This is a genomic window from Sorangium sp. So ce375, from assembly GCF_051473855.1.
Lineage (GTDB): Bacteria > Myxococcota_A > Polyangia > Polyangiales > Polyangiaceae > Sorangium.
In genome coordinates this window covers 4648860-4675491 of sequence record NZ_CP150335.1, presented here as the reverse complement: position 1 = coordinate 4675491, position 26632 = coordinate 4648860, and the positions used below count along the sequence as shown (strand labels likewise).

Annotated in this window: 22 protein-coding genes; 9 read left to right on the top strand and 13 right to left on the bottom strand. The window is 70.1% G+C overall.

Going from position 1 to position 26632, the window contains the following annotated elements; all coding sequences use genetic code 11:
* Positions 1–74: 74 nt before the first annotated feature.
* Entirely contained in the window at positions 75–764 is a 690-nt protein-coding gene (locus WME90_RS17395; protein ID WP_437282261.1) for a hypothetical protein, read from the bottom strand.
* A 109-nt stretch (positions 765–873) separates the two neighbouring features.
* On the opposite strand from WME90_RS17395, the gene WME90_RS17390 reads away from it, so the two are divergent.
* Positions 874–1839, top strand: a complete 966-nt coding sequence (locus WME90_RS17390) for a DUF4423 domain-containing protein (protein WP_437282260.1) — start codon at positions 874–876, stop codon at positions 1837–1839.
* A gap of 83 nt (positions 1840–1922) precedes the next feature.
* Here the strand turns inward: WME90_RS17390 and WME90_RS17385 are convergent, their stop codons facing one another.
* The gene (locus WME90_RS17385; protein WP_437282259.1) at positions 1923–2594 is read right to left on the bottom strand and encodes a cyclase family protein; all 672 of its coding nucleotides are present in this window, start codon (positions 2592–2594) and stop codon (positions 1923–1925) included.
* 322 nt (positions 2595–2916) lie between these two features.
* Between WME90_RS17385 and WME90_RS17380 the strand changes: the two genes are divergently transcribed.
* The gene (locus tag WME90_RS17380) at positions 2917–4659 is read left to right on the top strand and encodes an ABC transporter substrate-binding protein (RefSeq protein WP_437283619.1); all 1743 of its coding nucleotides are present in this window, start codon (positions 2917–2919) and stop codon (positions 4657–4659) included.
* Between the two features lie 150 nt (positions 4660–4809).
* On the opposite strand, the gene minC is transcribed toward WME90_RS17380, so the two are convergent.
* Entirely contained in the window at positions 4810–5643 is an 834-nt protein-coding gene (minC, locus tag WME90_RS17375) for a septum site-determining protein MinC (protein WP_437282258.1), read from the bottom strand.
* Positions 5644–5848: 205 nt separating this feature from the next.
* On the opposite strand from minC, the gene WME90_RS17370 reads away from it, so the two are divergent.
* A complete protein-coding gene (locus WME90_RS17370; protein WP_437282257.1) occupies positions 5849–6628 on the top strand; it encodes a hypothetical protein in 780 nt (259 codons plus the stop codon).
* Positions 6629–6907: 279 nt separating this feature from the next.
* Here WME90_RS17370 and WME90_RS17365 read toward each other — a convergent pair whose 3' ends face one another.
* From WME90_RS17365 to WME90_RS17355, 3 genes are all read right to left on the bottom strand, one after another.
* Positions 6908–8287, bottom strand: coding sequence for a multicopper oxidase family protein (locus tag WME90_RS17365; RefSeq protein WP_437282256.1), 1380 nt, complete (start codon positions 8285–8287; stop codon positions 6908–6910).
* Positions 8288–8307: 20 nt separating this feature from the next.
* Positions 8308–8772, bottom strand: a complete 465-nt coding sequence (locus tag WME90_RS17360) for a hypothetical protein (protein WP_437282255.1) — start codon at positions 8770–8772, stop codon at positions 8308–8310.
* A gap of 382 nt (positions 8773–9154) precedes the next feature.
* Positions 9155–9769 carry a TetR/AcrR family transcriptional regulator gene (locus tag WME90_RS17355; RefSeq protein ID WP_437282254.1) on the bottom strand — a complete coding sequence of 205 codons (615 nt, stop codon included), beginning with the start codon at positions 9767–9769 and terminating at the stop codon, positions 9155–9157.
* Between the two features lie 30 nt (positions 9770–9799).
* Between WME90_RS17355 and WME90_RS17350 the strand changes: the two genes are divergently transcribed.
* A complete protein-coding gene (locus WME90_RS17350) occupies positions 9800–10702 on the top strand; it encodes a sterol desaturase family protein (RefSeq protein ID WP_437282253.1) in 903 nt (300 codons plus the stop codon).
* A 17-nt stretch (positions 10703–10719) separates the two neighbouring features.
* On the opposite strand, the gene WME90_RS17345 is transcribed toward WME90_RS17350, so the two are convergent.
* From WME90_RS17345 to WME90_RS17325, 5 genes are all read right to left on the bottom strand, one after another.
* Positions 10720–13194, bottom strand: a complete 2475-nt coding sequence (locus WME90_RS17345; protein WP_437282252.1) for a heavy metal translocating P-type ATPase — start codon at positions 13192–13194, stop codon at positions 10720–10722.
* Between the two features lie 202 nt (positions 13195–13396).
* Positions 13397–14812 (bottom strand): sigma-54-dependent transcriptional regulator, encoded by a 1416-nt coding sequence (locus WME90_RS17340; RefSeq protein ID WP_437282251.1) that lies wholly within the window; start codon positions 14810–14812, stop codon positions 13397–13399.
* Positions 14813–14963: 151 nt separating this feature from the next.
* Positions 14964–15536, bottom strand: a complete 573-nt coding sequence (locus WME90_RS17335; protein WP_437282250.1) for a hypothetical protein — start codon at positions 15534–15536, stop codon at positions 14964–14966.
* A gap of 2 nt (positions 15537–15538) precedes the next feature.
* Positions 15539–16903: a hypothetical protein gene (locus tag WME90_RS17330; RefSeq protein WP_437282249.1), complete on the bottom strand. Its 1365-nt coding sequence runs from the start codon at positions 16901–16903 to the stop codon at positions 15539–15541.
* Positions 16900–17829 (bottom strand): hypothetical protein, encoded by a 930-nt coding sequence (locus WME90_RS17325; RefSeq protein ID WP_437282248.1) that lies wholly within the window; start codon positions 17827–17829, stop codon positions 16900–16902. Before WME90_RS17325 ends, WME90_RS17330 begins: the two co-directional genes overlap by 4 nt.
* A 159-nt stretch (positions 17830–17988) precedes the next feature.
* Here WME90_RS17325 and WME90_RS17320 point away from each other — a divergent pair, with 159 nt between their 5' ends.
* Positions 17989–18840: a DUF350 domain-containing protein gene (locus WME90_RS17320; RefSeq protein ID WP_437282247.1), complete on the top strand. Its 852-nt coding sequence runs from the start codon at positions 17989–17991 to the stop codon at positions 18838–18840.
* Positions 18837–20081, top strand: coding sequence for a glutathionylspermidine synthase family protein (locus WME90_RS17315; RefSeq protein ID WP_437282246.1), 1245 nt, complete (start codon positions 18837–18839; stop codon positions 20079–20081). Before WME90_RS17320 ends, WME90_RS17315 begins: the two co-directional genes overlap by 4 nt.
* Before the next feature lie 73 nt (positions 20082–20154).
* Here the strand turns inward: WME90_RS17315 and WME90_RS17310 are convergent, their stop codons facing one another.
* Entirely contained in the window at positions 20155–20724 is a 570-nt protein-coding gene (locus tag WME90_RS17310) for a YybH family protein (protein ID WP_437282245.1), read from the bottom strand.
* Between the two features lie 580 nt (positions 20725–21304).
* On the opposite strand from WME90_RS17310, the gene WME90_RS17305 reads away from it, so the two are divergent.
* Positions 21305–22081 (top strand): hypothetical protein, encoded by a 777-nt coding sequence (locus tag WME90_RS17305; protein WP_437282244.1) that lies wholly within the window; start codon positions 21305–21307, stop codon positions 22079–22081.
* Between the two features lie 46 nt (positions 22082–22127).
* Here WME90_RS17305 and WME90_RS17300 read toward each other — a convergent pair whose 3' ends face one another.
* Entirely contained in the window at positions 22128–23795 is a 1668-nt protein-coding gene (locus WME90_RS17300) for an NTP transferase domain-containing protein (RefSeq protein WP_437282243.1), read from the bottom strand.
* Between the two features lie 235 nt (positions 23796–24030).
* On the opposite strand from WME90_RS17300, the gene WME90_RS17295 reads away from it, so the two are divergent.
* Both WME90_RS17295 and WME90_RS17290 read left to right on the top strand, forming a co-directional pair.
* Positions 24031–24492: a (2Fe-2S)-binding protein gene (locus WME90_RS17295; protein WP_437282242.1), complete on the top strand. Its 462-nt coding sequence runs from the start codon at positions 24031–24033 to the stop codon at positions 24490–24492.
* Entirely contained in the window at positions 24489–26624 is a 2136-nt protein-coding gene (locus WME90_RS17290) for a molybdopterin cofactor-binding domain-containing protein (RefSeq protein ID WP_437282241.1), read from the top strand. Before WME90_RS17295 ends, WME90_RS17290 begins: the two co-directional genes overlap by 4 nt.
* Positions 26625–26632: the final 8 nt, after the last annotated feature.

The window sequence follows — 26632 nt, the reverse complement described above, 5'->3', positions numbered from 1 at the left end:
CCGCGCCCGATGCACGTCGTCGCGGACAGCCGCGCTCCACCGTAGATGGCTGTCGTGCGGCCGCGGCGCCGCGCTCAGAACTGCGCCACGCCGAACTGCCGCGCGGAGACCGACGCATCCGGCCCGCTCCCGGTCGGGTGGCTCTCGGCGATCCCGCTGATCGTGCCGGAGACGGCGCCGCTGCTCAGCGCGCCGCTCAGGTACACGGTGACGGCCTTGAACTCCGCAGGATCGACCTCGGTGACCTCGTACGAGCCCTGGAGCGCGGAGAGATCGATCTTGTAAAAGAAGCTGGCAGCATCGACCCGCGGCACCCTGAGCGTGACCGCGAACGACTCGTCGAACGCGCCGTCCTCGGTCGAGAAGGCCAGCGGGACGTCGATCTGCAGGTGATCCGAGCAATCCAGGGCGAGCGCCGGCTCGGCGCCGCTCGAATCGCCCTCTGCCACCGTCGATTGTACGAACCGCGCGGCGACGAGCTCGCCCACGGAGACGGTCGCCGTCGTGCTGCCGCCCTTCGCCCACGTGAGCGGGACGGAGCGCTCTCCGGAGATCGCCGTGAGCGCCTCTCGCGCCGAGAAGCCCAGCGGGGAGACGTCGTCTGCGCCGATGTCCTCCTTCTCCTCGTCGCACCCGCCCTCCGCGCCGTGGACTCCGCCGATCTGGCCGCCCTGCGGCCCGCCGCCGGCGCCATCGACGCACCCGAAGAGCCCGACGCTCGTCGCCGCCGCGACCAACAAAGAAAGCCAACGCCGCTCGCGCATGTTCAAGACCTCCTGCGGCCTACCTTGCGTTCGTCGTCGGCGCGACGCCAGGTCAGCTTCGCACATTCCATAGGGCAAACTAACCTCCACATGTGCGAATCTGCGGTACGTGGACCATGAATCCCTTGCAAAGGAGCTGATCCGCGCCCTCCGCGGCCGGCGCTCGCAGCGCGCCTTCAGCCGCCGGCTCGGCTTCCGCACCAACGTCGTCTACACGTGGGAGTCCGGCAGGCGCTGGCCGACCGCGGCCACCTTCCTCATCGCCGCGCGGCGCGCGGGGGTCGACGTCGCGGGGGCGGTGAGGCGCTTCTTCCCCTCGCTGCCGGCGTGGCTCGCGCGCACCGATCCGGCGTCGGCCGAGGGCGTCGCGGCGCTCCTCTCGGAGATGCGCTCCATGTCGCCCATCGTCGACGTGGCGCGGCGCGCGGGCAGGAGCCGCTACGCTGTCGCGCGGTGGCTCTCGGGCGAGGCCGAGCCGCGGCTCCCGGACTTCCTGCGGACGGTCGAGGCCTGCTCGCTGCGCCTGCTCGATTTCGTGGCGCTCTTCGCCGACCCGGCGGCGCTCCCGGCGGCGAGCGCGGCGTGGCGCACGCTCGAGGCCCAGCGCCGCGCCGTCTACGAGGAGCCGCTGCTCCCCGCCGTCCTGCTCGCGCTGGAGATGCCGGCCTACCGGGCGCTGCCGCGCCACGAGCCGGGGTGGATCGCGCGACGGCTCGGGTTCCCCGTCGAGGACGAGGCGCGCTGCCTGGATCGGCTCGCGGAGGCCGGCCAGATCCGGAGGAGCCGCGGGCGGTGGATCGTCGCGCCGATCCGGACGGTGGACACGCGCCCGGATCCGGACGCGGAGCACCGGCTCAAGTGCTTCTGGGCCGGCGTCGGGCTGGCGCGGCTCACGCGCAAGGCCGAGGGGCGCTTCTCGTTCAATGTCTTCACGGTCTCCGCGGCCGATCTCGCGAAGCTCTCCGAGCTCCACGTGAGCTATTTCCAGAACATGCGCGCGGTGATCGCAGAGTCGCGGCCGCCCGAGCGCGTCGTCGCCGTGAACCTGCAGCTCTTCCCGCTCGACGGAGGCTGAGCCGCCGCGGACGCCGCGCCGCCGCGCCGCCGCGCCCGAGAAGCCCGCGCCTCACCGAGCTTCGAGCGAGCGGCCTGCGCGGCTCACACGATGGCGAACGCCCGGACCGGGAACGTGCCGAAGGCGCGGACCTTCACCGGGACGGCGAAGAGGCGGGCTCCGGCCGCGGGGAGCTGGTCGAGCCCCGTCATGTGCTCGCAGATCGGGATGTCCGCTCCGAGCAGGAGGGAGTGGACTGGCCGCGCGGGATCGGCCGTGTCGTCGATATTGTACGTGTCGACGCCCACGAACACGGCGCCTGCGCCGGCCAGGAGCCGCGCCGCGTCCCGCGTGAGGTACGGGTGTCCTTCGAAATAGCGGTCCGTGCGCCAGTGAGCGCTCCAGCCCGTGCGCACGAGGACGGCCTTCCCGGCGAGATCGAGCCCGTCGAAGGCGTCGGCGTCGATCGCCCGCCCGGACCGGCCCCGCGCCTCGACCACCACGCTCTCCAGATCGGCCAGCGATTCGAGCGGCAAGCCGGCGAGATCCTTGCCGTTCGCATAGCGATGAAACGGGCTGTCCATGTAGGTGCCCGTGTTCGCGACCATGTCGATTCGGCCGATGTGGAATTCGACGCCTTCCGCGTAAACGCCGCGGGACTGCTCGCGCGAGAGGAAATCGCAGATGACGGGCGCCGGCACGCCTTTGTACGTCGTCATACCGTGCTCGACGGTGTGGCTCAGGTCGACGAAGGTTCGTGAGACGGGGGTGGTCACGGTCCGCTCCTTGGGAGGGTCTCGCCGCGGCGGCGCCTCCCGTGCGCTCGGTCGGGGCCCCGAGCCACGATCAGTTTCGCGAGGGGACGCGAGGAGATCCAGAAATTGGACGAGTCGGTCGAGTTGACATGTGCGCACATACGCCGATAGAGTGCGAGTGCGGCGACACTCGACCCGATGGGTTCACGGGGCGAGCGTCCTGCGCGGGGGCCTCGGCGGGCGTGGAGCCGGGCGCGGTGGTGGTGCTGGTCACGGTAACGGAGCGTCGCGGGGGGTCGAGATCGCCCGCGTGGAGAGGTGGATGTCTGGGATGAGTCGAACCATGCCGCGCCGCGCGTTCCTCCTGTCGGCGCTGCTGCTGTCCACCTGCGCTGCCCCGGGCTGTCGTTCGAAGAACGGCAGCGAGAACCCGTCCGCCGCTCCGGAGCGGGCGGCGACGCCGGGGTCGTCGGCGCAGGACGCCGCGGCCGCGTCCGCGCAGCAGCCCCCGCCGAAGCGGGCCTCGATGGTCACCATCGCGAGGGAGCAGCAGGCCACCTGGGTGCGCAACTTCAACCCGCTGCTCCCCGAGGGGAGCGTGCGCTTCCCGACGGTCGCCGGCATCTACGAGCCGATGCTCGTCTACAACACGATGCGGAGCGAATACACGCCGTGGCTCGCGACGAGCTACGTGTGGAGCGACAGCAACAAGCGGCTCACCTTCACGACCCGCTCCGGGGTCAAGTGGTCGGACGGACACGCGTTCTCGGCAAAGGACGTCGCGTTCACGTTCGCGCTCATCAAGAATCACGCGGCGCTCGATCTCGCCGGGGTGTGGCGGTTCCTCGGCGCCGTGACGGCGATCGACGACACCACCGTCGAGTTCACGCTGCGGCGGCCCTATGTCCCCGGGCTCAGCTACATCGGCCACCAGCCGATCGTGCCGGAGCACGTGTGGAAGGACGTCGTCGATCCGGTCACGTTCGCGAACGAGAACCCCGTGGCCACAGGGCCCTTCACCGAGGTGAAGGTCTTCCAGAATCAGGTGTACGAGCTCGGCAAGAACCCGCACTACTGGCAGGAGGGCAAGCCGGCGGTCGACGGGCTGCGTTTCCCGGCCTACCCGAGCAACGATCAGGTCACCCTGGCGCTCGTCAACGGCGAGATCGACTGGGCGGGCGCCTTCGTGCCGGAGATCGAGCGGGTCTTCGTCGCCAAGGATCCGGCAAACCATCATTACTGGTTCCCGCTCGTCGGGGGCACCGCGACGCTGTACCCGAACGCCACGAAGAAGCCGTTCGACGACGTGCGCGTGCGCAAGGCCATCAGCATGGCCATCGACCGGGACCAGATCGTCAAGCTCGCGGCGGACAACTACACACACGGCGCGGACGCGACGGGGCTGGACGACTCTTACGAGCGGTTTCGCAACGAGAAGGCGGTGGCGGCGGGAGACTGGGTGAAGTTCGACCCGCAGCGGGCGAACCAGATCCTCGACGAGGCGGGCTATCCGCGGGGCGCGGACGGGATCCGGACGAGGCTAGGCAAGCCGATGCACTTCGACATCAACGTCGTCAGCGGCTGGTCCGACTGGGTCCGCGCGGTCCAGATCATCACGCAGAACCTGGAGAGCGTGGGCATCGCCGCGTCGATGAAGACATCCGACTTCAGCGCCTTTTACGACGCGCTGCAGAGGGGCCTTTTCGATCTGTCGATGGGCTGGACCAGCGTGGAGCCGACGCCGTATAATTTTTATCGCGATCTGATGTGCGCGGATCTCGTGAAGCCGCTCGGCGAGGTGGCGGCGCGCAACTGGCACCGTTTCGGCGCCAGGGAGGCCGACGTGCTGTTCCATGCGTTCGAGTCCGCGACGGATCCCGTCGATCAGAAGCGCATCCTGGATGGGCTGCAGATGATCTTCGTGCAGGCCGCGCCGGTGATCCCGCTCTTCAACAACCCGTCGTGGGGCGAGTACAGCACGAAGCGGTTCACCGGCTTCCCGACGATGGAGAACCCGTATGCGAAGCTGACGCCGAACAACCCGCCAGAGTACCTGCTCGTCCTGACCGAGCTCCGACCGAGGTGAAGAGCGGCGGTCTCCCGCTTCGGATACGGGCCCATCTCGACGTTTTCGGTGCTCAGCGCACAGGAGTGCGCTTCCGCACCGAAAACGCCGATCTGGACCCGTCTCCTGTGCGGGAGACCGCCGCCCTGCGTCGTATGTACCAGAACTGCGCTACAGGCGCGTGACCACGAGCCCGTCGTTCTGCACCGAGATGCGGGCGGGCTTGCCGCGGTGCTCGTCGGGGATCTCGTCGGCCATGAGGTAGCGGCCGGCGATGGAGACGAACTCCGCCTCGAGGCTCATGCAGAAGATGCTCGCGTCCGCGTTGTTGTGGGCGCCGGCCATGGCGCGGCCCCGGAGCGGCGCATAGACGTGGATGTTGTCGTTGGCGATGAGCTCCGCGCCCGAGCTGACCGGCGAGAGGACCACGAGGTCGCCGTGGGGAACGTAGATGACCTGCCCGCTGCGCACCGGCTGCCGCACGGTGAGCCCTGCCGGCGGCGGCTCCCCGGCCGCGTCCGGCGGCGGCGCCGCGTCCCTCGGGCGCCGGGCGGGCGCTGCCGCCGCAGCGCCCCCTGGCGCGCCGCGGTCTGGCGCGGGCCCCACCGCCACGGGCCCCGGCGTGGGGGTGCTCCCGTCGGCCGGCGCTGCCTGGCGCGATGAGCGCGTGAGCGGCGTCCGCAGCACGCCGAGGCCGGCGGCGACGGCCCGCTCGCGCTGGGCGTCCGTCGGGTTGCGCACGGCGATCGGCACGAGGTTGTGCTTCCTCAGCAGCCCGGCGAGGGCGTCGAGGTCGACGGGCTCGTCGCCGAGCTCCGCGAGATCGAGCAAGACGGGCAGGTGCAGGAAGAAGTGGGGCATCTGCGAGATGTGGTCGGCGAGCTGACGCCCGACGGCCGAGACATCCGCCGTCTTCAGACAGAGCATCGTGATGGCCGGCATCGTGCCCTTGAGCGCAAACGCCTGCTGCTCCTGCCGCTTCTCCCCTCGCCTGCCCGACACCATCGCTGTCCTCGCTCGCAAAAAGGTGCTTCCGCGGCGGCACTGTACTCCGGATCCGCCGTCCCGCGCGGGAAAAACCGGCGGGCGCTCGCGCGTCGCGCGTCGCCGGCCAGCGCGCGCTCTCGGGTCCCGCGCCGCTGCATCGCGTTCGGACCCGCGCGCCGCCGGTTGGCTGGCCCCCTCGGACGGTGCTAACGGTGGTTTGGCCATGCCCCCCGCGCGCCGCGCCTCCGTACGGCGGCTCGATCTCCCTCTCCGCTCGTCGTCGTCGTCCTCCTCCCCGCGCGCGGGCGCTCGGCCGATCGACGCGCTCGAACGCCACTTTGCGCTCGAGGTGCCGCGCGTGTTCTCCGAGGCGGAGCGCGCCGCGCTCGTCGCGGGGGTGCGCGCCGCCCGCGACGCGTGGACTGCCGACTTCGGAGCCGAGCAGTTCTCGCTGGGGCGCGCCTTCTACACGCACCTGGAGACAGGGCGCTCGAGGCTCTATTTCGCCGACGCGGCGGCCTCGGACGAGCGCGTCGAGCGCCACCTCCCCGGCCTCCAGCGCCGGATGCGCGAGCTCGTCGCGGCGCTCACCGGCGGGCTCGCGCAGCCCAGGCGCGGCTTCTGCGGGCCCGGCGTCCACATCTTCCCCGCGGGGGAGAAGGTCGCGCGCGAGGGCGGCGTCGTCCACTTCGACACGGAGGGGCTCTCCGACTACCACCTTGCCCGTCGGCTCCGCGCGATCACCGTCGTCGTCATGCTGGAGCTCCCCGAAGCGGACGGCGGGCTCAAGCTGTGGGACGTCCTCTACGACGGGCGGGACGACCCGGGAGACGAGGCGCTCTCCACGCGGAGCCTCGTCGCAGGGTATAGCCCTGGCGGCGCGCTGGTCATCGACAGCTACCGCCTGCACCAGATACAGCCGTTCCCGGGCGACCGCGACCGCATCTCCGCGACGGTGCACGCGGCCGAGATCGACAGCGGCCGCTGGGAGACGTGGTTTTAGCAGCAGCGAGCGAACCTTCCAGCTGGCGCAAGCGCGTGCTCGCGCCAGCGCACCGGCCGCGGAGAGCGACAGCCTGGTCGGCCGGATAGATGAAAGTGACCGTACAGGTCACATCTGGTGAATTCGACGAGTCTCTCGCGCTGCCCGTCGGACGCCGGTCGGTGCCAGCGCCTTGAGCGCGTCGCCGTCGTTGACGGGTGTCCTTCAGGTCATCCCGGCATGGGTCGCCGCGGCGGCGCTCGCGCGGCGCCTGCTCGACCTCCGAAGGCGAGCAGCTCCTCAGGGCTCGACGTGGATCTCGCCCATCATGCCGCGCTCGGTGTGCTCGAGGATGTGACAGTGATACATCCACATGCCCGGCTCATCGAAGCGCGTCACGATGCGCACGGTGGACCGCTGCGGCAGGATCACGGTGTCCTTGTTGGCGAGCTCCTCGTCGGCCACCGGCACATCGTCCCTGGCGAGGACCTGGAAGAAGAAGCCATGCAGGTGGAACGGGTGGTCCATCTCCGCGTCGTTCTTCAGGTCATAGACATGGACCGAGCCGTTCTCGACGTCGAGCGGCGGGACGTCCGGAAACGCCTTGCCGTCGATCGTGAACGTCAGCTTGCCATCGACATACCCCTCGTCGAACGTGATCGTCGCCTCCGCCGGCCCGCCCGGCAGCCGCTCGATGGCGGGGCCCGTCTCGGGAAGCGTGCGCCCGGACAGCCCGGGCCCCTCGCCGATCCTCACCCTGGCGAGCGGCATCGGCTCGGCCAGTCCGGTGTGGTGCCCACGCTCGTAGGGCTCGTTCATCAGGGTAAGCTCCGTTCCCGGCTCGCCCTCGGCGATCAGCAGCACGTCGTACCGCTCGCCGGGAGAGACCAGGAGCCTCTCGGTGTCGTACGGCTTCGGGATCAGCCCGCCGTCGGTGCCGATGACGCGGAATTTGTGGCCCGGGAGCGCAAGGTTGAAGAAGCGCCCGTTCGCCACGTTGACGATCCGGAGACGCGTGAGCCCGCCCAGTTGCACATCGAGCGCTGGCATCACTTGGCCGTTGACGAGCAGGACATTGCCCTCGCGGCCCATCATGATCGTGTCGTCGTCGAGCTCTTCGTTGAAGGTCCCGTCCTTGTTCAGGATCACGTCCCCGAGCACGGCGATCTTCTCGATGTCGGCTCCCGGCTCGTTCGGTCCGCGCACGCGGATCAAGCCGAAGAGCCCCTTCTGGATCTGCTCCGGCTCCATCACGTGGGGGTGGAACCAGTAGAGCCCAGCGTCCCGAAGCGTGAACTGGTAGGTGAACGTCGCTCCGGGCGCGATGGGCTCCTGCACGGCCATCACGCCGTCCATCTCGTTGGGCACCCGGACGCCATGCCAGTGGATCGTCGTCGCTTCCGGCAGGCTGTTCTTGAAGTGGACGATCAGCGTGTCGCCCACGTTCGCCTCGATGAGGGGCCCGGGGACCGTACCGTTGTAGGACCAGACCGCGGTGGTCGTGCCCTCCAGGTAGGTCTTCTCTGCCTCCCTGGCCTCGAGATCGACCTCGACAATCCTGGGATCGGGGTTCCTGTCGGGCGCGGCGGCAGCCTCGCCCCAGGCATCGGGGGCGGGCGGCTCCTCGGCCCGCTCGGCGGCGCACCCCGCCGCGAACAGCGACAGCGAGGCGACGCCCAAAAGAGCACGCGAAAGCCGTATCAATGCTCGCTCTCCGCGGCGGTGGGGTTGCCGGACATCTCGTTCGAGTACGCGGAGTACGCCTCGCCCACCTTACAGCGGAGACGGTACGTGTACTCCATGTTCTCCGTCGCCTCGGAATCCATGTAGGCCTTCTTCGAGCCTGCGACGGTGAAGGCGACGGCGTAGTCGTTCATCGGGTCTTTGCGCTCGGCCTCGATCTCATCGCATTCCGGCTGCAGCACCCACTCGACGTGAAGCACGTCGAGCATCGGCATCACGAACGACAGCACCGGCGCATCGGGCGCCGTCGCCGCAGGCCCGCCGCCCTCTCCAGCGCCGCCGTGCCCCCCCGTGCCGCTCGCCGCTCCCGCGCCGCCGCCCCCTCCCGTGCCCTCGAAAGGAGAGGGTCCCGTCTCCGAGTCTCCGCAGGCGGCGAGGGCGAGGCTGACGGCGGCGAGGCCGATGAGTCGCGAGTAAACCATCACGGTGTCTCCTTGCTGGTTCCTGGTCTCCCAGAGTGTAACCCTTTTGGTCACAGCGGCGAGGTGCAGCGGGACGCCGCCGCTTGTTCTAGGCACCAGCGGGCCAGGCGTGACGCGCGGACACGTTTTTTTCGCTCGCGGAGCCCAGAGGCGGATGCCCGCTACGTTCGTCGATCCGTCCGCTCACCGTGCAGGGCGCACCGCTGGGCTGGCCTCCGAGCCTGCCTGCGAAGCAGCGAGCAAGTCGAGCGCGGCCTGTACGGCGTCCTGGTCGTCGAGGACGCGGCGCCTCTGCCCTACTCGCGCGACGTCGTCTGGGTGCTCGACGACTGGCGCATCCGAGAGGGCGCGATCGATCCGTAGCTCAACACCCCGCACGACCTCATGCACGATCGTCGCTGAGGACCCGCTGCAGCAGCGCCGTGCTCTCCTCCGCCATCCGTTCCGGTGAGCACGGCATTCCCTTGTGGACCCAGCTCGTCATCAGCCGCACCAGCGCCGCCGCCGCCGCCTCGGAGCGGAGCATGAACAGGGCCCCCTCCTCCGGCGCCAGCCGCGGAGCGTACAGGCGGCAGATGCTGCCCTGAAGGATGTCCTCCAGGGAGCGCGTCAGCACCCGCTCGCTCTTCTCCGCGGACAGGAGCTTGCCCATCAGCTCGTGCATCTCGGCGAGGTGGCGATAAAACGGCAGGAAGTCGAGTACACGTCCCGCATCCCGCAGGGACAGCGCCCGCAGGTGCTCGTGTCCGAACAGCATGAGCTGCTCCTTGTTCTCGTAGTGCGAGTAGAACGTGGACCGCCCGACGTTGGCGCGATCGATGATGTCCTGGATCGACACCTCGTCATAGCCCTTCTCCAGGATCAGCGCGACCAGGGCGTCCGAGAGCAGCTTCCGAGTCTTCTGCACGCGTCGATCCGCGATCTTGCCGGCGGCCCGCGTCCTGTCGCCGCCCCTGTCCCTGTCCTCGTTTCCGGACTTTTTCGAGCTCTTGTTCATTAACGCTCAATCCGCGGTCCGTGTCGCTGGGTGGAAGAGGCGCCCGACCTCAGCATCCATCGCATGCGAGGAACGCTGATCTGGATGACGAGCCGCCTGCTGTACCCGCTGCTGCTGGCGGTGACTTTGTACATCATCTACGCCGCCGTGACGCAGGGCTGGGACCTAAGGCGCGCGCTGTGGGGCTACCTCTTCGGCCTGATCGTCTTGCTCATCACCGTCGAGCGCCTGATGCCACTGTCGCCTGCCTGGGGCATGACCCGCCAGAGCTTCTGGCGCGACCTCAAGTACCTGCTGGCCTCGGGCGTCACCATCGCGATGGTCCGGACCGGCTTCGGCACCCTGGCCCTGTGGCTCAGCGAGCGGCATCAGGGCCCGCTCGCCGGTGCCTCGGTGCTCCCCAGCGTGGGGATCTTCCTTCTGATCTTCGAGCTGCTGCAGTACTGGTTCCATCGCCTCAGCCACGAAGGGGACGGAGCCCTGGGGCGCTTCCTGTGGAGGGTCCACCTGGCCCATCACCTTCCAGATCGCGTGTACGTGGTGATGCACGGCGTGTTTCACCCCCTCAACGCGCTCATCTCGGCGGTGCTGATCCAGTCGACCCTGCTGATCTTGGGACTGTCGCCGCAGGCCGTCTTCGCGGCGATGTTGCTCATCGATCTGCAGACGATGAGCTCGCACTTCAACGTCGACATCCGCGCCGGATTCCTGAATTACGTGTTCATCGGCGCCGAGCTGCACCGCTATCATCACAGCGCCGACGTCGACGAGGCCCGGAACTTCGGGACCGTGCTTCCGCTGTGGGATCTGGTCTTCGGGACGTTCGTGTACCGGCCGGACGCGGCCCCGCGCCGCCTGGGCGTCGACCGCTCCGAGGGCTATCCGCCGTCGCAGCGGTTCTGGCAGGTGCTGGCCCTGCCGTTCCGACGCTGACCTGTTCGCGCCTTCGATCAGACCTCGACCCGGCGCAGCCGAAGGGCGTTGCCGATGACAGATACCGAGCTCAGGCTCATCGCCGCGCTGGCGAGCATCGGGCTGAGCAGCAACCCGAGGATTGGGTAAAGAACGCCCGCCGCGACCGGCACGCCGAGCGCGTTGTAGACGAACGCAAAGAACAGGTTCTGTCGGATGTTGCGCATCGTCGCCCGGCTGAGCTTCCGCGCGCGCAGGAGCCCGCGGAGGTCACCGCGCACGAGCGTGATCCCGGCGCTCTCGATCGCGACGTCGGTCCCGGTGCCCATGGCGACGCCGACGTGCGCCTGCGCGAGCGCGGGCGCGTCGTTGATACCGTCACCCGTCATCGCCACGATGCGGCCTTCGGCCTGGAGGCGCTTCACGACCGCCGCCTTCTGGTCGGGCAGCACCTCGGCCTCGACGTGCTCGATGCCGAGCTTCCTGGCGACCGCCTCCGCGGTCGTGCGGCTGTCGCCGGTGAGCATGATCAGGTGGACGCCCTCCTCGCGGAGGAGACGGACGGCCTCGCTGGTCGAGGCGCGCACCGGGTCGGCCACGCTGACGATGCCGGCCGCCTTGCCATCCACCGCCACGAGCATCGCCGTCTGGCCTTCCTGTCGGCGCTCCTCGGCTCGACGCGGGAGATCATCCGGCGGGATACCGAGCTCCTCGAAGAGCTTGAGGTTGCCGAGCGCGACCGAGCGCCCGGCCACCGTGCCCGCCACGCCCTTGCCCGTGATCGACCGGAACCCCTCTGCCGGCACGAGCTCGAGCTTCTGCTCGAGGGCCCCGGCGACGATCGCGGTCGCGAGCGGGTGCTCGCTGCCGCGCTCCAGGCTCGCCGCGAGCCTGAGGATCTCGTTCGGCGGGAGGTCGCCCAGCGTCGCCATGGAGGCGAGCTTCGGCTTGCCCTCGGTGAGCGTGCCGGTCTTGTCGACGACGAGGGTGTCGACCTTCTCGAAGGTCTCGAGCGCCTCGGCGTTCTTGATCAGGATACCGGCCGTCGCGCCGCGCCCCGTCCCGACCATGATCGAGATGGGCGTGGCGAGGCCGAGCGCGCACGGGCACGCGATGATGAGCACAGCCACCGCGTTGACGAGCGCGTGGGAGAGCCTGGGCTCCGGCCCGACGAGCAGCCAGACCACGAAGGTCAGCGCCGCGATCGCGATCACGGCGGGCACGAAGTACGCGGCGACGGCGTCCGCGAGGCGCTGGATGGGGGCGCGGCTGCGCTGGGCCTCGCCCACCATCTGGACGATCCGGGCGAGCAGGGTGTCGCGCCCGACGCGATCAGCCCGCATCACGAAGCCGCCCGTGCCGTTGACGGTGCCGCCGACCACGCGGGCGCCGGGCGTCTTCTCGACGGGGATGGGCTCACCCGTGACCATCGACTCGTCGACCGCGCTGCTCCCCTCGAGGACCTCGCCGTCGACCGGCACCTTCTCCCCCGGCCGCACGCGCAGCCGGTCGCCTGGCTGCACGAGCTCGAGAGAGACGTCCTCTTCGCGGCCGTCCGCGCCGATACGCCTGGCGGCCTTGGGGGCGAGGCCGAGGAGCGCCTTGAGCGCGCTGCTCGTCCGGCTGCGGGCGCGGAGCTCGAGGACCTGGCCGAGCAGCACGAGCGAGACGATGACGCTGGCCGCCTCGAAGTAGACCGGGACCGCGCCGCCGTGGCGGACAGAGTGGGGAAAGACGCCGGGCGCCAGCGTGGCAATGACGCTGTACGCGTAGGCGGCGCCCGTGCCGATGGCGATCAGGGTGAACATGTTGAGGTGCCGAGCCCTGATCGAGGCCCAGCCGCGCTCGAAGAACGGAGCGCCGCACCAGAGCACCACCGGCGTGGCGAGGATGAGCTCGATCCAGACGCGCCAGCGGCCGAGAAGGTGCTGCACCGGCTGGCCCGGGATCATCTCGGACATCCCCAGCACGAGGACGACGAGGCTCAGCGGGACGCTGATCCAGAAGCGCCGGGACATGTCCGCGAGCTCCGGGTTCGGCGCGTCCTCGAGCGTCACCGTGCGCGGCTCGAGGGCCATCCCGCAGATCGGGCAGGAGCCCGGCTCCGCGCGGACGACCTCGGGGTGCATCGGGCAGACGTACTCGACGCGCGTCGCCTGGGCCGGATCGAGCGGCTCCAGGGCCATGCCGCAGGAGGGGCATGTTCCCGGACCGGTCTGTCGGACCTCGGGGTGCATCGGGCACGTGTAGATTCCCTGGTCCAGCGTGGGCTCACGCTCCGTCCTCATCGGGACGGGCGCGTACTCCTCGGGCTCCGCTCGGAACTTGGCCAGGCAGCGCTGGCTGCAGAAGAAATGCGTTCGACCGCCGTGCTCGTGCCGCCCAGCGGCCGTCTTGGGCGAGACAGTCATCCCGCAGACCGGATCCTTCGTCTGCTCTCGGTCCAGGTCGGCAGGAGCAGGGCGGCCGTGCTGGTGAGGGTGGCCGTGTTCGTGGTGATGCCCGTGGTTCATATCGTCTCCCTCCTTGCCGACGATCACGGTTCGGACCTCTTACACCCCAAGCACCCCCGCGCGCCGCTTGTCGCTTCGCGCGGCCGCCTGGCGCTCCCGCAGGAGGCGATGCCGAATGACGGCGGCGATGGCTGGCGAGCAGGTCCATTGGTCTCCGGCGCTCGAGGCGCCAGCTCGTCAATGTTTCACGGTGAATGCCCGCTCAGTTCTTCGATCCGTCCGTGCCCCGGCGCTCCTCGCGGAAGTCGTCGGCGGAGAGGCCGCAGCGGCGGAGGAGCCGGTAGAAGCTTTCCCGCTCGACGCCCGCGTGGGCGGCGGCCTTCAGCACATCGCCGCGAAAGCGGCGCATCACGGCCTGCAGGTAGCGCCGGTTCATCTCCTCGCGGCACGCGTCGACCGCCTCGCGGTACGAGAGCTGAGCGAGGTCCACGTCGCTCGAGCTCGTGAGCCGGAGCGGGCTCGCCCCCTGCACCTCGGACGGCAGGGACTCGATGCGGATCTCGCTCGTCGTCTCGATGACCAGCGCCCGCTCGACGGCGCTCTTGAGCTCGCGCACGTTGCCAGGCCACCGGTGCATCTGGAGCGCGCTCATCGCCGCCGCCGAGAACCCGGTCGCGGACGAGCGCGACTGCGGCGCTCGCTCGGCGAGAAACCGCTGCGCCAGGAGCGGGATGTCCTCTGCGCGCTCGCGCAGCGGGGGCAGCTCGACGACGCAGACGTTGAGCCGGAACCACAGGTCCTCGCGGAAGGCGCCCGTCTTGACCATGGCCCGGAGGTCGCGGTGCGTCGCGCTGACGAGCCGCACGTCCACCTTGCGCTCGCGCGACTCGCCGATGCGCCGCACCGCCCGCTCCTCGAGCACGCGCGTGAGCTTCGCCTGGACCGTCGGCCTGAGCTCGCCGATCTCGTCGAGGAACAGCGTGCTCCCGTGCGCCTCCTCGAAGAGCCCCGCCCGGTCCATGGCCGCGCCCGTGAACGAGCCGCGCGCGTGGCCGAAGAGCTCGCTCTCGATCAGCGAACGGGGAATGGCCGCGCAGTTGACGGCAATGGGGCGGTGCGACGCGCGGGACGAGTGCTCATGGATGGCGCGCGCCACGAGCTCCTTCCCGGTGCCAGTCTCGCCCAGGATGAGCACTGTCGCGTCCGTCGGCGCCACGCGGTGGATGAGCTGGTAGAGCGCCCGCATCGCGGGCGAACGCCCCGTCATGCCCGCAAAGCCCTGTGCCTCCGGCGTGTCCTGCTCGCCCTTCAGCACCGCGGCCTGCGCCATGGCCCGCTCGACAAGCGCGCGCAGCTCGTCCGGGTCGAACGGCTTCGTCACGTAGTCGTAGGCGCCCTCGCGCATGGCCTGGACTGCGGTCGGAACCGACGCATGCGCGGTCATCAGGATGAAGGGCACTCCGGGCCAGCGCGCGCGCACTGCCCGGAGCACCTCGAGCCCATCCCCGTCGTTCATGCGCAGATCGCAGACGACGGTTGTGACCGGCTCGGTTTCAAGGATCTGGAGCGCCGTTCGCACGCCCCGCGCTGTCAGGACCTTGGCGCTCTTGCCGAGCACCTTGGAGAGCAGCGCCAGCATGTTCGCCTTGTCGTCGACGACGAGCACTGTCGGCTTCATGCGCGCTCCTGGCTCTCCCTTGCTTCCTCGATGAGGACGCCCGGCAAGTCGATCACGAGATGGGACCCGCCTCCCGGCCTGGGCTCCGCCCAGGCCGACCTCGCCGGTGCGGCGCCCGATGAGTGCAGCAAGCCCCTCCGCGCGACCGGCCTCAGACGATCGTTCGCAGGTAGTGGAACTTGGGATCCGTCAGATCCTCGGCCGTCAGCGCCCAGCCCTCGTCCCGCGGGATCAGGTAGATGACATCCGACTTGACGCTGGCGAAGCTCACGTGACCGAGGTTCTGGAGGATGTGGCCGAACACGTCGCGGCGCCACAGGCGATCCTTGGGGATGTCGCAGACGGTGCGGAGCATCCGATCCGTGGGTGAGCCCTGGACCAGCAAGAACGCCATCGTGAAGGTCAGGTACCGCGGCTGACCTCGGTACGGGCCCGACGCCCCCGATGGCCCCTTGCGCGCGCCCTCCTCGGTGATCATGCCGCGGCACCACATGCCGTAATCGTTCAGCGCACGGGAGTCGTCATCGAAGTAGTCCCAGCACCCCTTCTCGATGGCCTGCAGATTGGAGAGCAGCGCCAGCTGCGCGCGGCGGTACTGGTACCACTTGTGCTGCAGGCTCATCTTTTCGAACTGGACCTGGACGGCCTCGAGCAGCGTGCGCTGCAAGGCGCTCCCGGGGTCCAGGCGCGCGCACACCTCCATCGCGAAGATCGAGTGCTCCACGATCAGCCTCCGAACCCGCCCGAAGCCCGGTTCCACGAGCCGCTCCGGCTGAGGGCCGCGCCGAGGATCGCGCCGGTGCCGAGCGCCACGACGACAGGCACCGTGCCGAAGCCCTGCGGAAGCGCCGGCGCCCCGCCCGGGCTGGCGACGGTGCTCGAGAACGGCGTTGCGCGCGGCACCGGTGTGTAGAGCTTGCCCGGCCTCGGTACTGCGATCGGCTCGACCGGCGCCGGGCGGGGGGGCGGGCCCCACGGATAGTCGATCCAGAACCAGCCGTGCGACGCGGCGCGGCCGCCATAATAGTAGGGAGGCCAATCCTCGGTCTCGCTCGCGGGCTTCGCCTCCGCGGGGTCGGCGGCGAAGACGCTCGCGGCGATCGATCTCACGCCGAGCCGACCCGTTTGGAACGCTATGAGGTCGTCGTTGAGGTCGTCGGACTCGGTCGAATCGCTCGGGTTGGGGACGACGTACAGCACATAACGAACCCCCCGGTCCCGGAGCGCTTCGGCGGACGGCAGCCTCGCGACATACCGGTTGTCGAACTGCGCCGCGTCGTCCGAATAGGCCGAGAGCCGCTGCCGATCGAGGACGAACATCGTCGCGCGGGGGCCGGGATACGAGCGGGCGAAGAGCGGCTGGTAGTACGCCGCCGCGGCGAGCGTCAGGTGCGCCTTGACGACGCCTCGCGGGTGCGGCCAGTTGTCGAACGTGAACACCGGGTCGAACGCCTCCGCCGCGCCGGCGGCAAAGGCCACCGCCTCCGGGCCGTCGAGATCCACGATGAACGCGATGTCGCGGCGAAGACCGCTGTCCGTCCGCGCGGCGAGGAACAGCGACGCGAGCGCCTTGCCGCTCCGGTAGGCGCGGTCCATCGCCGGCGTGAAGATCGGCCGGAGCACGTCGCCGAGCGGCGTGATGGGCGCCGGATCCCCCTCCGCGACGAGCGCGGGGGCGGCCGACGGCGACTCGAACAGCGCAGGCACGTAGTAGGCGCGCGCGCCCTCGTCCGCCGGCCTGAGATCGGCGGACATCCTCGCGAGCGCGGCCCGGTCGAACGGCTTCTTCGACTCGCCGTCGAAGGTCACGCTCTCCTGCGCGGCGCCGAAGCTCCAGCCGAAGGTCCGCTGCATGTCGAGCGCCCGCTTTCTCTGGACCTCGGTGTCGTCGCCCGAGCACGCATCGGCGACAACGGCGATCGTGCCCGCCAACCCCGCGAGCCCGACCGCGCCGAGCGCGACAAGGATCGCGTTCCGCCGCGACGCGTCCTTCGGCGCGTCGGCCAGGCCCTTGTGCCACCAGCGCGCCCCGATGATCCCGGGTTTGTCGAGCACCTCGTCTCGCTCGAACGGCTCGTCCAGCTCGCTCACGCGGCGGCCTCCTCGGCGCCCTGCGGCGCGCGCTCGGGCGGCGCCGGTGGCGCGTGCGGCGCGGACCCGGCCGCCCTGGCGTGGTCGCGCCGGAGCGCCTCGATGAACTCCGGCGTGAAGGTGCCGTCGATGCGCACCGAGTACCTGAAGTACGGATCCGCCTCGACGCCGTGGTAATCGTGATCGTTGAACCAGTAGGCCCGGCCGACGACGGCCGTCTTCCGCCGCGCCCGCTCGTCCCACAGGAACAGGCGTTTGTTGCCCGCGGGGCAGAGCGTGATGAAGTGGTCGGGCTCGTGATCTGGCGCGCTCCCCTCCTCCGGCGTCCCCTCCCCGTCGTGGTGCACCGTGCCGTGATCGTTGGCCTCGAGGCCCATGATGTTGCAGCGCCCGATCGACGAGAACGGCAAGCGCTTCACGAAGGCGATCGTCCTCGGGAAGAACGTCCGCGCGAGCCGGGTGAAATCCTTGCCTTCGCTCCGGCTCTTGTCGCTCCAAGTGCGGTTCGGGATGAGCTCGACATAGACCTTCCAGGGGAAGTAGACCCCATGTCGGAACTTGAGCCACAGCATCTGCCGCCGAGAGAGCGGTATCTGCCGCTCCTCGCCGAACTCGAGCGCGGCGCGCGCCGAGCGCTCGATCGACGCGGGGTCGTCCGAGAGCCGCTGGAACGTGGCGAACTCCTCGTCGTCGAGGCCGCGGATCACCTCGCCGTAGTCGGCGAACGCCTCGCCGAGGCGCGATGGCGGCATGATGCCCATCGTGCGGTGGCTGCCGCCCGTGTAGTCGATCGGTACCTGGGTGAGCCCGAGGCAGATCTCCTCGTGGATCTCGCCGAGCGGGGCGAGGTCGAGGTACGGCTCGAGGTCGATATAGGGTCGCGCGAAGATGCCCTGAATGCCGGAGTCACGAGGAGGTTCGACCATGGGTCCGCCGCCGGAGCCGGGGCGTCGCCGCCCGGCAGGTCTACCCATATCACAAAGCGCGGGGCGCCCCGCAAACCCGGAGGCCCCGCCGCGCCTCGCGGCGGCGTGGCGCGAGGCTCGGGCTTGTGAGGGCGCGGCGCGTTCTGTAGCGTGCGTCCCATGGATCTGTCCTACGTCATGGGGTTCGGGCTGGGCACCACGCTCGCTCTGCTCGCCCTACTGCGCATCGGGCAGAGGGTCTTCTCGCCGGCGCACACCGCCGCCCGCGATCTCACCGAGAACAACCCGGCCCGCCGGCTGCTCACGGTGGGCCAGGTCCTCGCGGTGTTCCTCGTCGCCGCGAACGCGGTCAAGAACTGCCTGGAGGGCGCGGGCTTCGCGCGCGACCTCCTCTGGGTGAGCGCGTTCGCCGTCGTGGGCCTGCTCCTCGTGCTCGCGACCGGCCACCTCGGGATCCGGCTCCTGCTCAAGGCGCGGCTCCCGGCCGAGATCGAGCGCGGCAACGCGGCCGCCGGGCTCGCGGCGGGCGCGCACTACGTGGCGACCGGGCTCATCACCTCGCGGGCGATCGCGGGAAAGGATCTCGGCGATCTCGCGATCTCGCTCGGCTTCTTCCTCCTCGCGCAGATCACGCTGCACGTGTTCATCTCGCTCTTCCGGGCGCTCACCACGTACGATGACGCCGAGCAGATCCAGGGAGAGAACCTCGCCGCCGCGCTGAGCTACGCCGGCGCGTCGATCGCGGTGGCGATCATCATCGCGCGGGCGCTGGAGGGCGACTTCGAGGGTCTCTTCATTTCGCTGAAGGGCTATGGCGGCGTGCTGCTCTATCTGTTCGCCCTCTACCCTGTCCGGCAGCTCCTAGTGCAGAGCGTGCTGCTCGGCGCGCCGCTCGCGCTGCGCGGCGGCCGCCTCGACGCCGGCATCGCGGCCGACCGCAACGAGGGGCTGGGCGCCCTCGAGGCGGCGACGTACCTCGCGACCTCGATCGCCATAGCGCGCCTCCTATGACCTCCGCTGTCCGCGCCTACGACGCCTTCGCCGCGAAGATCGTCGACACAGGCATCATCACCGACCCTTGGTTCGACGGAGCCCCGCGCTTCCGCGAGGAGCCGGTGTTCGTCACGCCGGCCGATCAGCGCGCCCTGTACCGGGCGGCCGAGGAGGTCGCGGCCGTCTACAACGAGCTTTGCCTGATCGTCGGGGACGAGCCCTCGCTGCTCGACGACTTCTTCTGTCTGACGCCCTGTCAGAAGGCGATGTGGCTCTCGTCGCAGCCGCTGTGGCACGGCGTCGCGCGCGCCGACGTCTTCCTGACCGACGAGGGCCCGGCGATCGCCGAGCTGAACTGCGACACCCCGACGGGCGAGGCGGAGGCGGTCGTGCTGAGCGCGCTCGCGGCGCCGGACCACCCCGGCGCGCGCGACCCCAACGCCGAGCTCGGCGCCCGGTTCTGCGCGATGGTGGACGAGGTCGCCCGCGCGCTCCTCGGCGAGGCCGCGACGCGGCGCCTCGGCTTCGTCTATCCTACGGAGTTCACCGAGGACCTCTCCGTGATCCGCCTCTACCGGCGCTGGCTCACGGAGCGCGGGTATTCGGTGGTCCTCGGCTCGCCGTACAACCTGAACCACGACGATCGCGGCCTGTCGCTCTTCGACGTCCCTTTCTCGGTCCTGCTCCGCCATTACAAGACGGATTGGTGGGGCGAGCGCTCGAGCGTGTGGACCGACGAGCAGATCCCCGACGCCGAGCCGCTCGCCGGCCCGCTCGGCGCGGTGCTCTCCGCCGTGGCCGACGGACGCGCCGCGGTCCTGAACCCGCTCGGCGCCGTGCTTCCGCAGAACAAGCGCTCGATGGCGTTCATGTGGGAGCACATCCATCGCTTCTCGCCGCACGCGCAGTCGGTGATCCAGCGCTACGTCCCGGTGACGTCGCGGCTGGAGACGGTGCACCCCGAGCTGCTCCTCGCGCAGCGGGAGGAGTGGGTCCTGAAGAGCGATTACGGCGCCGAGGGAGAAGAGGTGCTCCTCGGGCGCCACACGCCCGACGACGTCTGGCGCGCGTCCCTGGCCAAGGCCCGGGAGGGGCGGTGGATCGCGCAACGGTACTTCGCCGCGCTGGAGAACGAGCGGCGGGAGTCGGTCAATTACGGCATCTACCTCATCGCCGGCGAGGCGTGCGGCATCTACGCGCGCGTCCAGGCCGGGATGACCGACGCGGCCGCGCTGAGCGCGCCGGCGCTGGTGCGGTAAGCACGCTCGCTCGCCGCGATGCCGGCCTGCCGGTCTCGATCAGCGTCGACACGGCGAGCGCGCCCGCGAGCGGCTACTGGGCGGCCGGGGCCGGGGGCGCCATGCCGCGCACCGCGCGGAACGCGTCGGCGGTGGCCTGCGTGTTCTGCGTCGTCACGATCTTCAGCCGGTCCCCGTCGCGCCGCGCCACGTGAACGAGGATGCCTTGCATGTCGGGCACAGGCTGGCCATCCGGAGTGACGACGCCGGTCAGCTCCCATGCCCAGCGGACCACCGCGATATCCGGCGCGACGAAGCGCGTCTCGACATGCACGCTGGCGAGGCGGCTCCGGCTGAAGACGGTCTTGTGGATGCCGACATGGTTCGCCCGGATGTCCGCCCGCCCGTGCCACCACATCCCGAAGATGTTCACGAAATCGGCGTCGTCCGCTTGAAGGGCAGCGAACGCATCCATGTCGTGCCGGTTCCAGGCGTCGTTGAACGCCGCGACGAGCTGCTCCCCCAGCGCCCGCTGCGCGCTCGCGTCGGGCGCCGCCGCCGCAATCGCGGGCGCTGGCGTCGACGGCGCAGCCGGCGGCGGCGCGGCAGGGGCGCACGCGAGGACGAGGAGCGGGAGCGCAGCGGCGGCGAGAGCTCGATGCATGCCACGCCATTACTGCGAACAGGCGCAAGACGTCAACCGACGTCAACCGACGTCAACCGACGTCAACTTGCGGCGCGCCCGATCCGGGCTCCTTGTCGACTCGACCGGATCCCGCTATCGCGCTGTCCAGGGAGCGGTTGCCAAGACGGCCGCGGATAGGTATGCTCGTGGTTCTGCCAGGTCCGCTACGCACACTGCCCGGCGGTGCGCTCGAGGCGATGAGGCGCGCTTGTTATCACAGGTTCCAGCAGGAGCTCGCGTGCCCTGAGCACCGCGATGTCCGCCTGACGTCATGATGTCGATTGCCGGACTGAGCCGACGCGCGTCACGAGCCCGGTTCATGGAGTCGAGGGTGTCCGCCTTCGTTGACAGCCGACCAGTGCCCTTCGAATCGTTGTCGGTTCGCGCGATATCGACGATGTTCACGTTGACCCCACGGGCTTGTCGCTCGAGGGCGAAGGTCGGATGTCCGGTATCACGGTCGCGTACCAGGATGTCTGAGGAACCCGATCCAGGTTGGCACAGTCCAACGACCTGGGCGCGACGACCTGGCGACCCAGGTTGACGGATGAGGAGAGAGATGCATCGATTTGTCGTCAGAACGTGCGGATACGTGGCCACGATGTGCCTGCTCACGCTCGCAGCTTGCGGTGACGACGAGGCCGAAGGCGGACCGTCGACGTCCGGGAGCGGGGGCGCCGGCGCCTCGGGATCTGCGGCCTCGACGGGCTCGGGCGGTGCGGGCGGCTCAGGTGACGGAGGCGCGGGCGGCGACGGCGTCACGGCCTGTCCGGAGCTCGCTGGCCGCGTCCCCATGCCGGAGCTCGGGCCATGGATGTACGGGCCTCACCCGGGACCGTGCGCCCAGACGGACACGTCGACCGACACAGGGGAAGTGACGTCGTTCGTCTACGAATACGATGGCCAGCACCTCGTCGGAGCGGTCGAGACGCGCCCCAGCGCCACCTTCACCCACACCTTCGAGTACGAAGGCGATCGCATGGTCCGCATGACCCAGGTCGGCACGGGCAACCCCCGTGTCCTCGACATCACCTATGACGACGGTGCTCGATCGATCACCTATGGCAACGACGACTACTTCGTCAGATATGATCTCGATGACCAGGGGCGCCCCGCGCATGTGACGTACGACCTCTTCACCGATGAGCGGCCGACCATCACGACGGAGATCGTCTACGATGGTTGTCGGCTCCTCCGCCGGGAACAGGGGGTGAACCCGCTCGACGGCACGCCGAGCCCGTCCCTTCCGGCCTTCACCTACACCTTCGACGGCGATCTGCTGGTCGAGCGCGACGGGGAGACGCTGCGCTCGGTCTACGACTACAGCTGCTGGTGATCGAGCCACCGAGCGCCACGCAGGAACGGGCGCTCGCCCCCCGGGCTCAGCAGCTCGGGTGATCCGTCGGCGCCTGGCCGCCGAGCGCGCGCACGTCGTCGGCCGTATCGACGTCGATCGCCCCGCCCGCCCAGTCGATCGCCACGACGTCGTCGACGCGCAGCAGCCGGCCGGCGCCCTGGTCCCCTTGGAGGCGCGCAAGGGCGTCCCAGCGCGATCGGTCGAACACGGCCGGCGCGCCCACGACGCCGCTGAACCGCGACGCGGCGATCGGAGCGCCCGCGAGCCAGGCATTCCGCAGGGCGGTGAGGTGCTCGACCGTGAGCAGGGGCTGGTCCGCGAGCGTGATCAGGAGCGCGTCGGCCTGCAAGGACTCCGCCCAACGGACCGCGGCGCGGGCCGAGGAGGCGAGGCCCTCTTCCCAGCCGTCATTCGCGATGTGCGCGACCTCGAGATCACCGAGCGCGCGCGCGACCGCGCCGGCGTGGGCGCCGAGCACGACGCCGACCGGTCCGGATCGCGCCTCGACGCACGCCGTCGCCACGCGCTGGACGAGCGGCGCCCCGTCGAGCTCGACGAGCTGCTTGGGGCGCCCGAGGCGGCGTGAGCCGCCGGCGGCGAGCACGACGAGCGCCACGCGGGCATGCAGCGGTCGGGCGCGGGCGCGGAGCTTGCCGCCCTGCGCGCGGCGCGCGACAGCTTGGAGCTCGCCCACGATCGAGAGCGCGATCTGCTCGGGCGTCTCGGCGCCGAGATCGAGCCCCATCGGCGCGTGGATCCGCGGATCGTCGCCGGGGTGGCCGATCTCGGCGAGGAGATCGCGCGTGCGGCGCGCGGGCCCGAGCACGCCGATGTAGCGGGCGCGCGACGCGAGGGCGACCGCGAGCGCATCGCGATCCGGCGCGAGCTGATGATGCATGACCACGACGTACGGCTCGGCCGCGGCGTCGATGAGCGCGCGGAGGCGATCCGCCGCGCCGCCGGTCGAGACGACGCGATCCGCGGCGCGGAACCGAGCCGCCTGACGGATCGCGGGAGCAGCCACGGTGACGCGGAACCCGACCGACTTCGCGAGCGTGACGATGGACACCGCGTCGTGGCCACCCCCGAGCACGAAGAGCTGAGGCGACGGCGCGATCTTCTCGACGAGCACGGTGATCCCCAGCCCATCGAGCTCCACGACGCCCGCCGGCCCCCGCGCCACGGGCTCGATCGCGGAGCGCGCGGCCGGATCTGTCACCGGGTGTGCGAGCGCGCACGGCGGACCGAACGCGAGGCGCGCGCCGACCCGGACCGCGGAGGCCGTCGAGCGGATCACCGTGACCAGCGTGCCCGTTGTCTCCTCGGCGAAGCAGGCCGCGGCGAACGCGAGCGCATCGTGGGTCGCCCCGGCCGCGACATGCTCGAGCAGGACATCGACAACGCCGTTGCAGCCGAGCCCCACACCCCACGTCTCTCCATCTTCGGTGGTCGAGTCGTAAGTGACCACCACCGCGCCGTCGCGGCACCGGTGCTCTCCGCGGAGCATCACGTCGCCCTCGAGGCAGCCACCGCTCACACAGCCCGATACCCAGCGATCGCCGGCGACCAGCATCCGCGCGCCCGGGCGCCGGTACGACGAGCCCGACACCCGCACGACGGTCGCGAGCAGAAACGGGGACCGCTCCGTCACCAACGTCGCCGCTTCCTGCACGATCCGCTCGAGCTCGTTCATGCGCTCGGCATCATCATCCTTTCACGGGGCTCCTGCCAGAGCGTTCGTCGTCGCCGGCCGCGCTGGCTGCCACACGTCGCCTGCGAGCGCCGCGCGTCCCCTGAGCCGCGGGCCGACGTGCCGATGTGCCGATGCCGACAACCGGCGGCGAGCCGCGGGCCGATGTTGAAGAAATGATAAGAACGAGCGCAGTCGCTTGACGTCGCACCAGCGCAAAAGTATGCGCTGAATGGCCATGAAACTCGATGTCAACGGCGTTGTTCGTGAGGTGGATGCCAGTCCGGAGATGCCGCTGCTCTGGGTGCTCCGGGATCTGCTGGGATTGACGGGCACCAAGTACGGCTGTGGGATGGCCCAGTGCGGCGCCTGCACGGTCCACATCGACGGCAAACCTGCACGCTCGTGCGTCCTGCCGGTGTCGAGCGTCGGGACGCGCAAGGTGACGACGATCGAGGGCCTGTCGCCCGACGGGTCGCACGCCGTGCAGCAGGCGTGGGCGCAGGCCGACGTCGTCCAGTGCGGGTACTGCCAGTCCGGGCAGATCATGACGGCGGTCGCCTTGCTCGAACAGAAACCTGATCCGAGCGACGCTGACATCGACGCAGCGCTGTCCGGAAACGTCTGCCGGTGCGGGACGTACGTTCGTGTACGCGAGGCGGTGCATCTCGCGTCGAAGCTCAAGCGAGGTGGCAAGTGACCGTCTCTCGACGTGGCTTTTTGCAAGCGACAGCGGGTTCGGCGGCCGGGCTCCTGATCAGCTTCTACGTCCCGCAGGGGGTCCGCGCCGCGCCCAAGGCGGCGCAGCCGCCGCCGGTCTCGCCCAACGCGTTCGTTCGCGTCGGCACGGACGAGTCCGTGACCGTCGTGCTCGCGCACTCCGAGATGGGCCAGGGCATCTGGACCGGGCTCGCGATGCTGATCGCCGAGGAGCTCGAGTGCGACTGGTCGAAGGTGCGGTCGGAGCACGCGCCGGCCGCGCCGGTCTACGGCCACCCGGCGCTGAACTTTCAGATGACCGGGGGGTCGTCGTCCACGAACAGCGAGTTCGATCGGTATCGCACCGTCGGCGCGATGGCGAAGGACATGCTGCTGCGCGCGGCGGCCGCCCGGTGGAAGGTCTCGCCCGCGGCGTGCGCCGCCGCGAAGGGCGTCGTCACCCACGGCAAGGATCAGCTGACCTATGGCCAGCTCGCCGAGGACGCGATGAAGCTGCCCCCGCCGGCGAAGGTGAAGCTGAAGGACCCCAAGGACTGGAAGCTGATCGGCACGCTCGTGCGCCGCATCGACACGCCGGAGAAGATCACGGGCAAGGCGCAGTTCGGGCTCGACGTGCACTTCCCCGGGCTCCGCACCGCGGTGGTGCTGCGCCCGCCCGCCTTCGGCGCCAAGCTCGTCAAGTTCGACGCCGCGGACGCGCTCAAGGTGCCCGGCGTCGAGAAGGTCGTCCCCACGGCGAGCGGCGTCGCCGTCGTCGCCGCGCATTTCTGGGCCGCCAAGCTCGGGCGCGACGCGCTCCGCGCCGAGTGGACGCAGCCCGAGGGAGGCGGGGTCGACAGCGCCAAGCTGCTCGCCGAGTTCCACGCGCAGGCGCGGACGCCCGGCGTCGTCGCGGCCAACGTCGGCAAGGTGGAAGAGGCGCTCGCCGCCGCGAAATCCCGGATCGAGGCGGAGTACGACGTGCCCTACCTCGCGCACGCGCCGATGGAGCCGCTCAACTGCACGGTCAAGATCGACGGCGATCGCTGCGAGATCTGGACGGGCACGCAGTTCCAGACGGGCGATCAGATGGCCGCGGCGAAGATCCTCGGCACGACGCCCGACAAGGTCCAGATCCACACGACGTTCCTCGGCGGCGGCTTCGGGCGGCGCGCCAGCCCCGTGGCGGACTTCGTCGCGGAGGCCGTGATCGTCGCGAAGGCAGCCGGCGTGCCGGTGAAGGTCGTGTGGACGCGCGAGGACGACATGCGCGGCGGGTTCTACCGGCCCGCGTTCGTCCATCGGATCCAGGTCGGCGTCGACGCGCGCGGCTTGCCGGCGGCGTGGGATCAGGTGGTCGTGGGCCAGTCGATCGTCGCTGGCACGCCGCTCGAGTCGTTCGTCACCAGGAACGGCGTCGACCTCACCTCGGTGGAAGGGATCGCCGAGTCGCCCTATGTCGAGCGGACGCCGGCGCTCCGCGTGTCGCTGCACTCGCCGAAGACGCCGGTCACAGTCCTGTGGTGGCGCTCGGTCGGCAACACACACACGGCGTTCGCGGTGGAGAGCATCGTGGACGAGCTGGCGCACGCCGCCGGGCAGGATCCGCTCGCGTACCGCCTCGAGCTGCTCAAGGACAAGCCGCGGCACGCCAACGCGCTGAAGGTCGCCGCGGAGAAGGCCGGCTGGGGCACGGCGCCCCCGCAGGGTCGGGCGCGGGGGCTCGCGATGCACGAGTCGTTCGGATCCATCATCGCCGAGGTCGCCGAGGTCTCGATCGAGAAGGGGCGCATCCGCGTGCACGAGGTCACCTGCAGCGTCGATTGCGGCACCGCGGTGAACCCGCTCGGGATCGAGGCGCAGATCCAGGGCAGCGTCGCTTTCGGCCTCACGGCCGCGCTCTACGGCAAGATCAACATCGCCGAGGGGAAGGTCCAGGAGAGCAACTTCCACGACTATCCCATGCTCCGCATGTTCGACATGCCGCGCATCGCCGTCCATCTCATCCCGAGCAACGCCAAGATGGGCGGCATCGGGGAGCCTGCCACCGCGCCGATCGCGCCTGCCGTGGCGAACGCTGTATTCGCGTTGACCAAGCAGCGGCTGCGCTCCCTTCCGTTCCGCCTCGCCTAGGTGCTGAC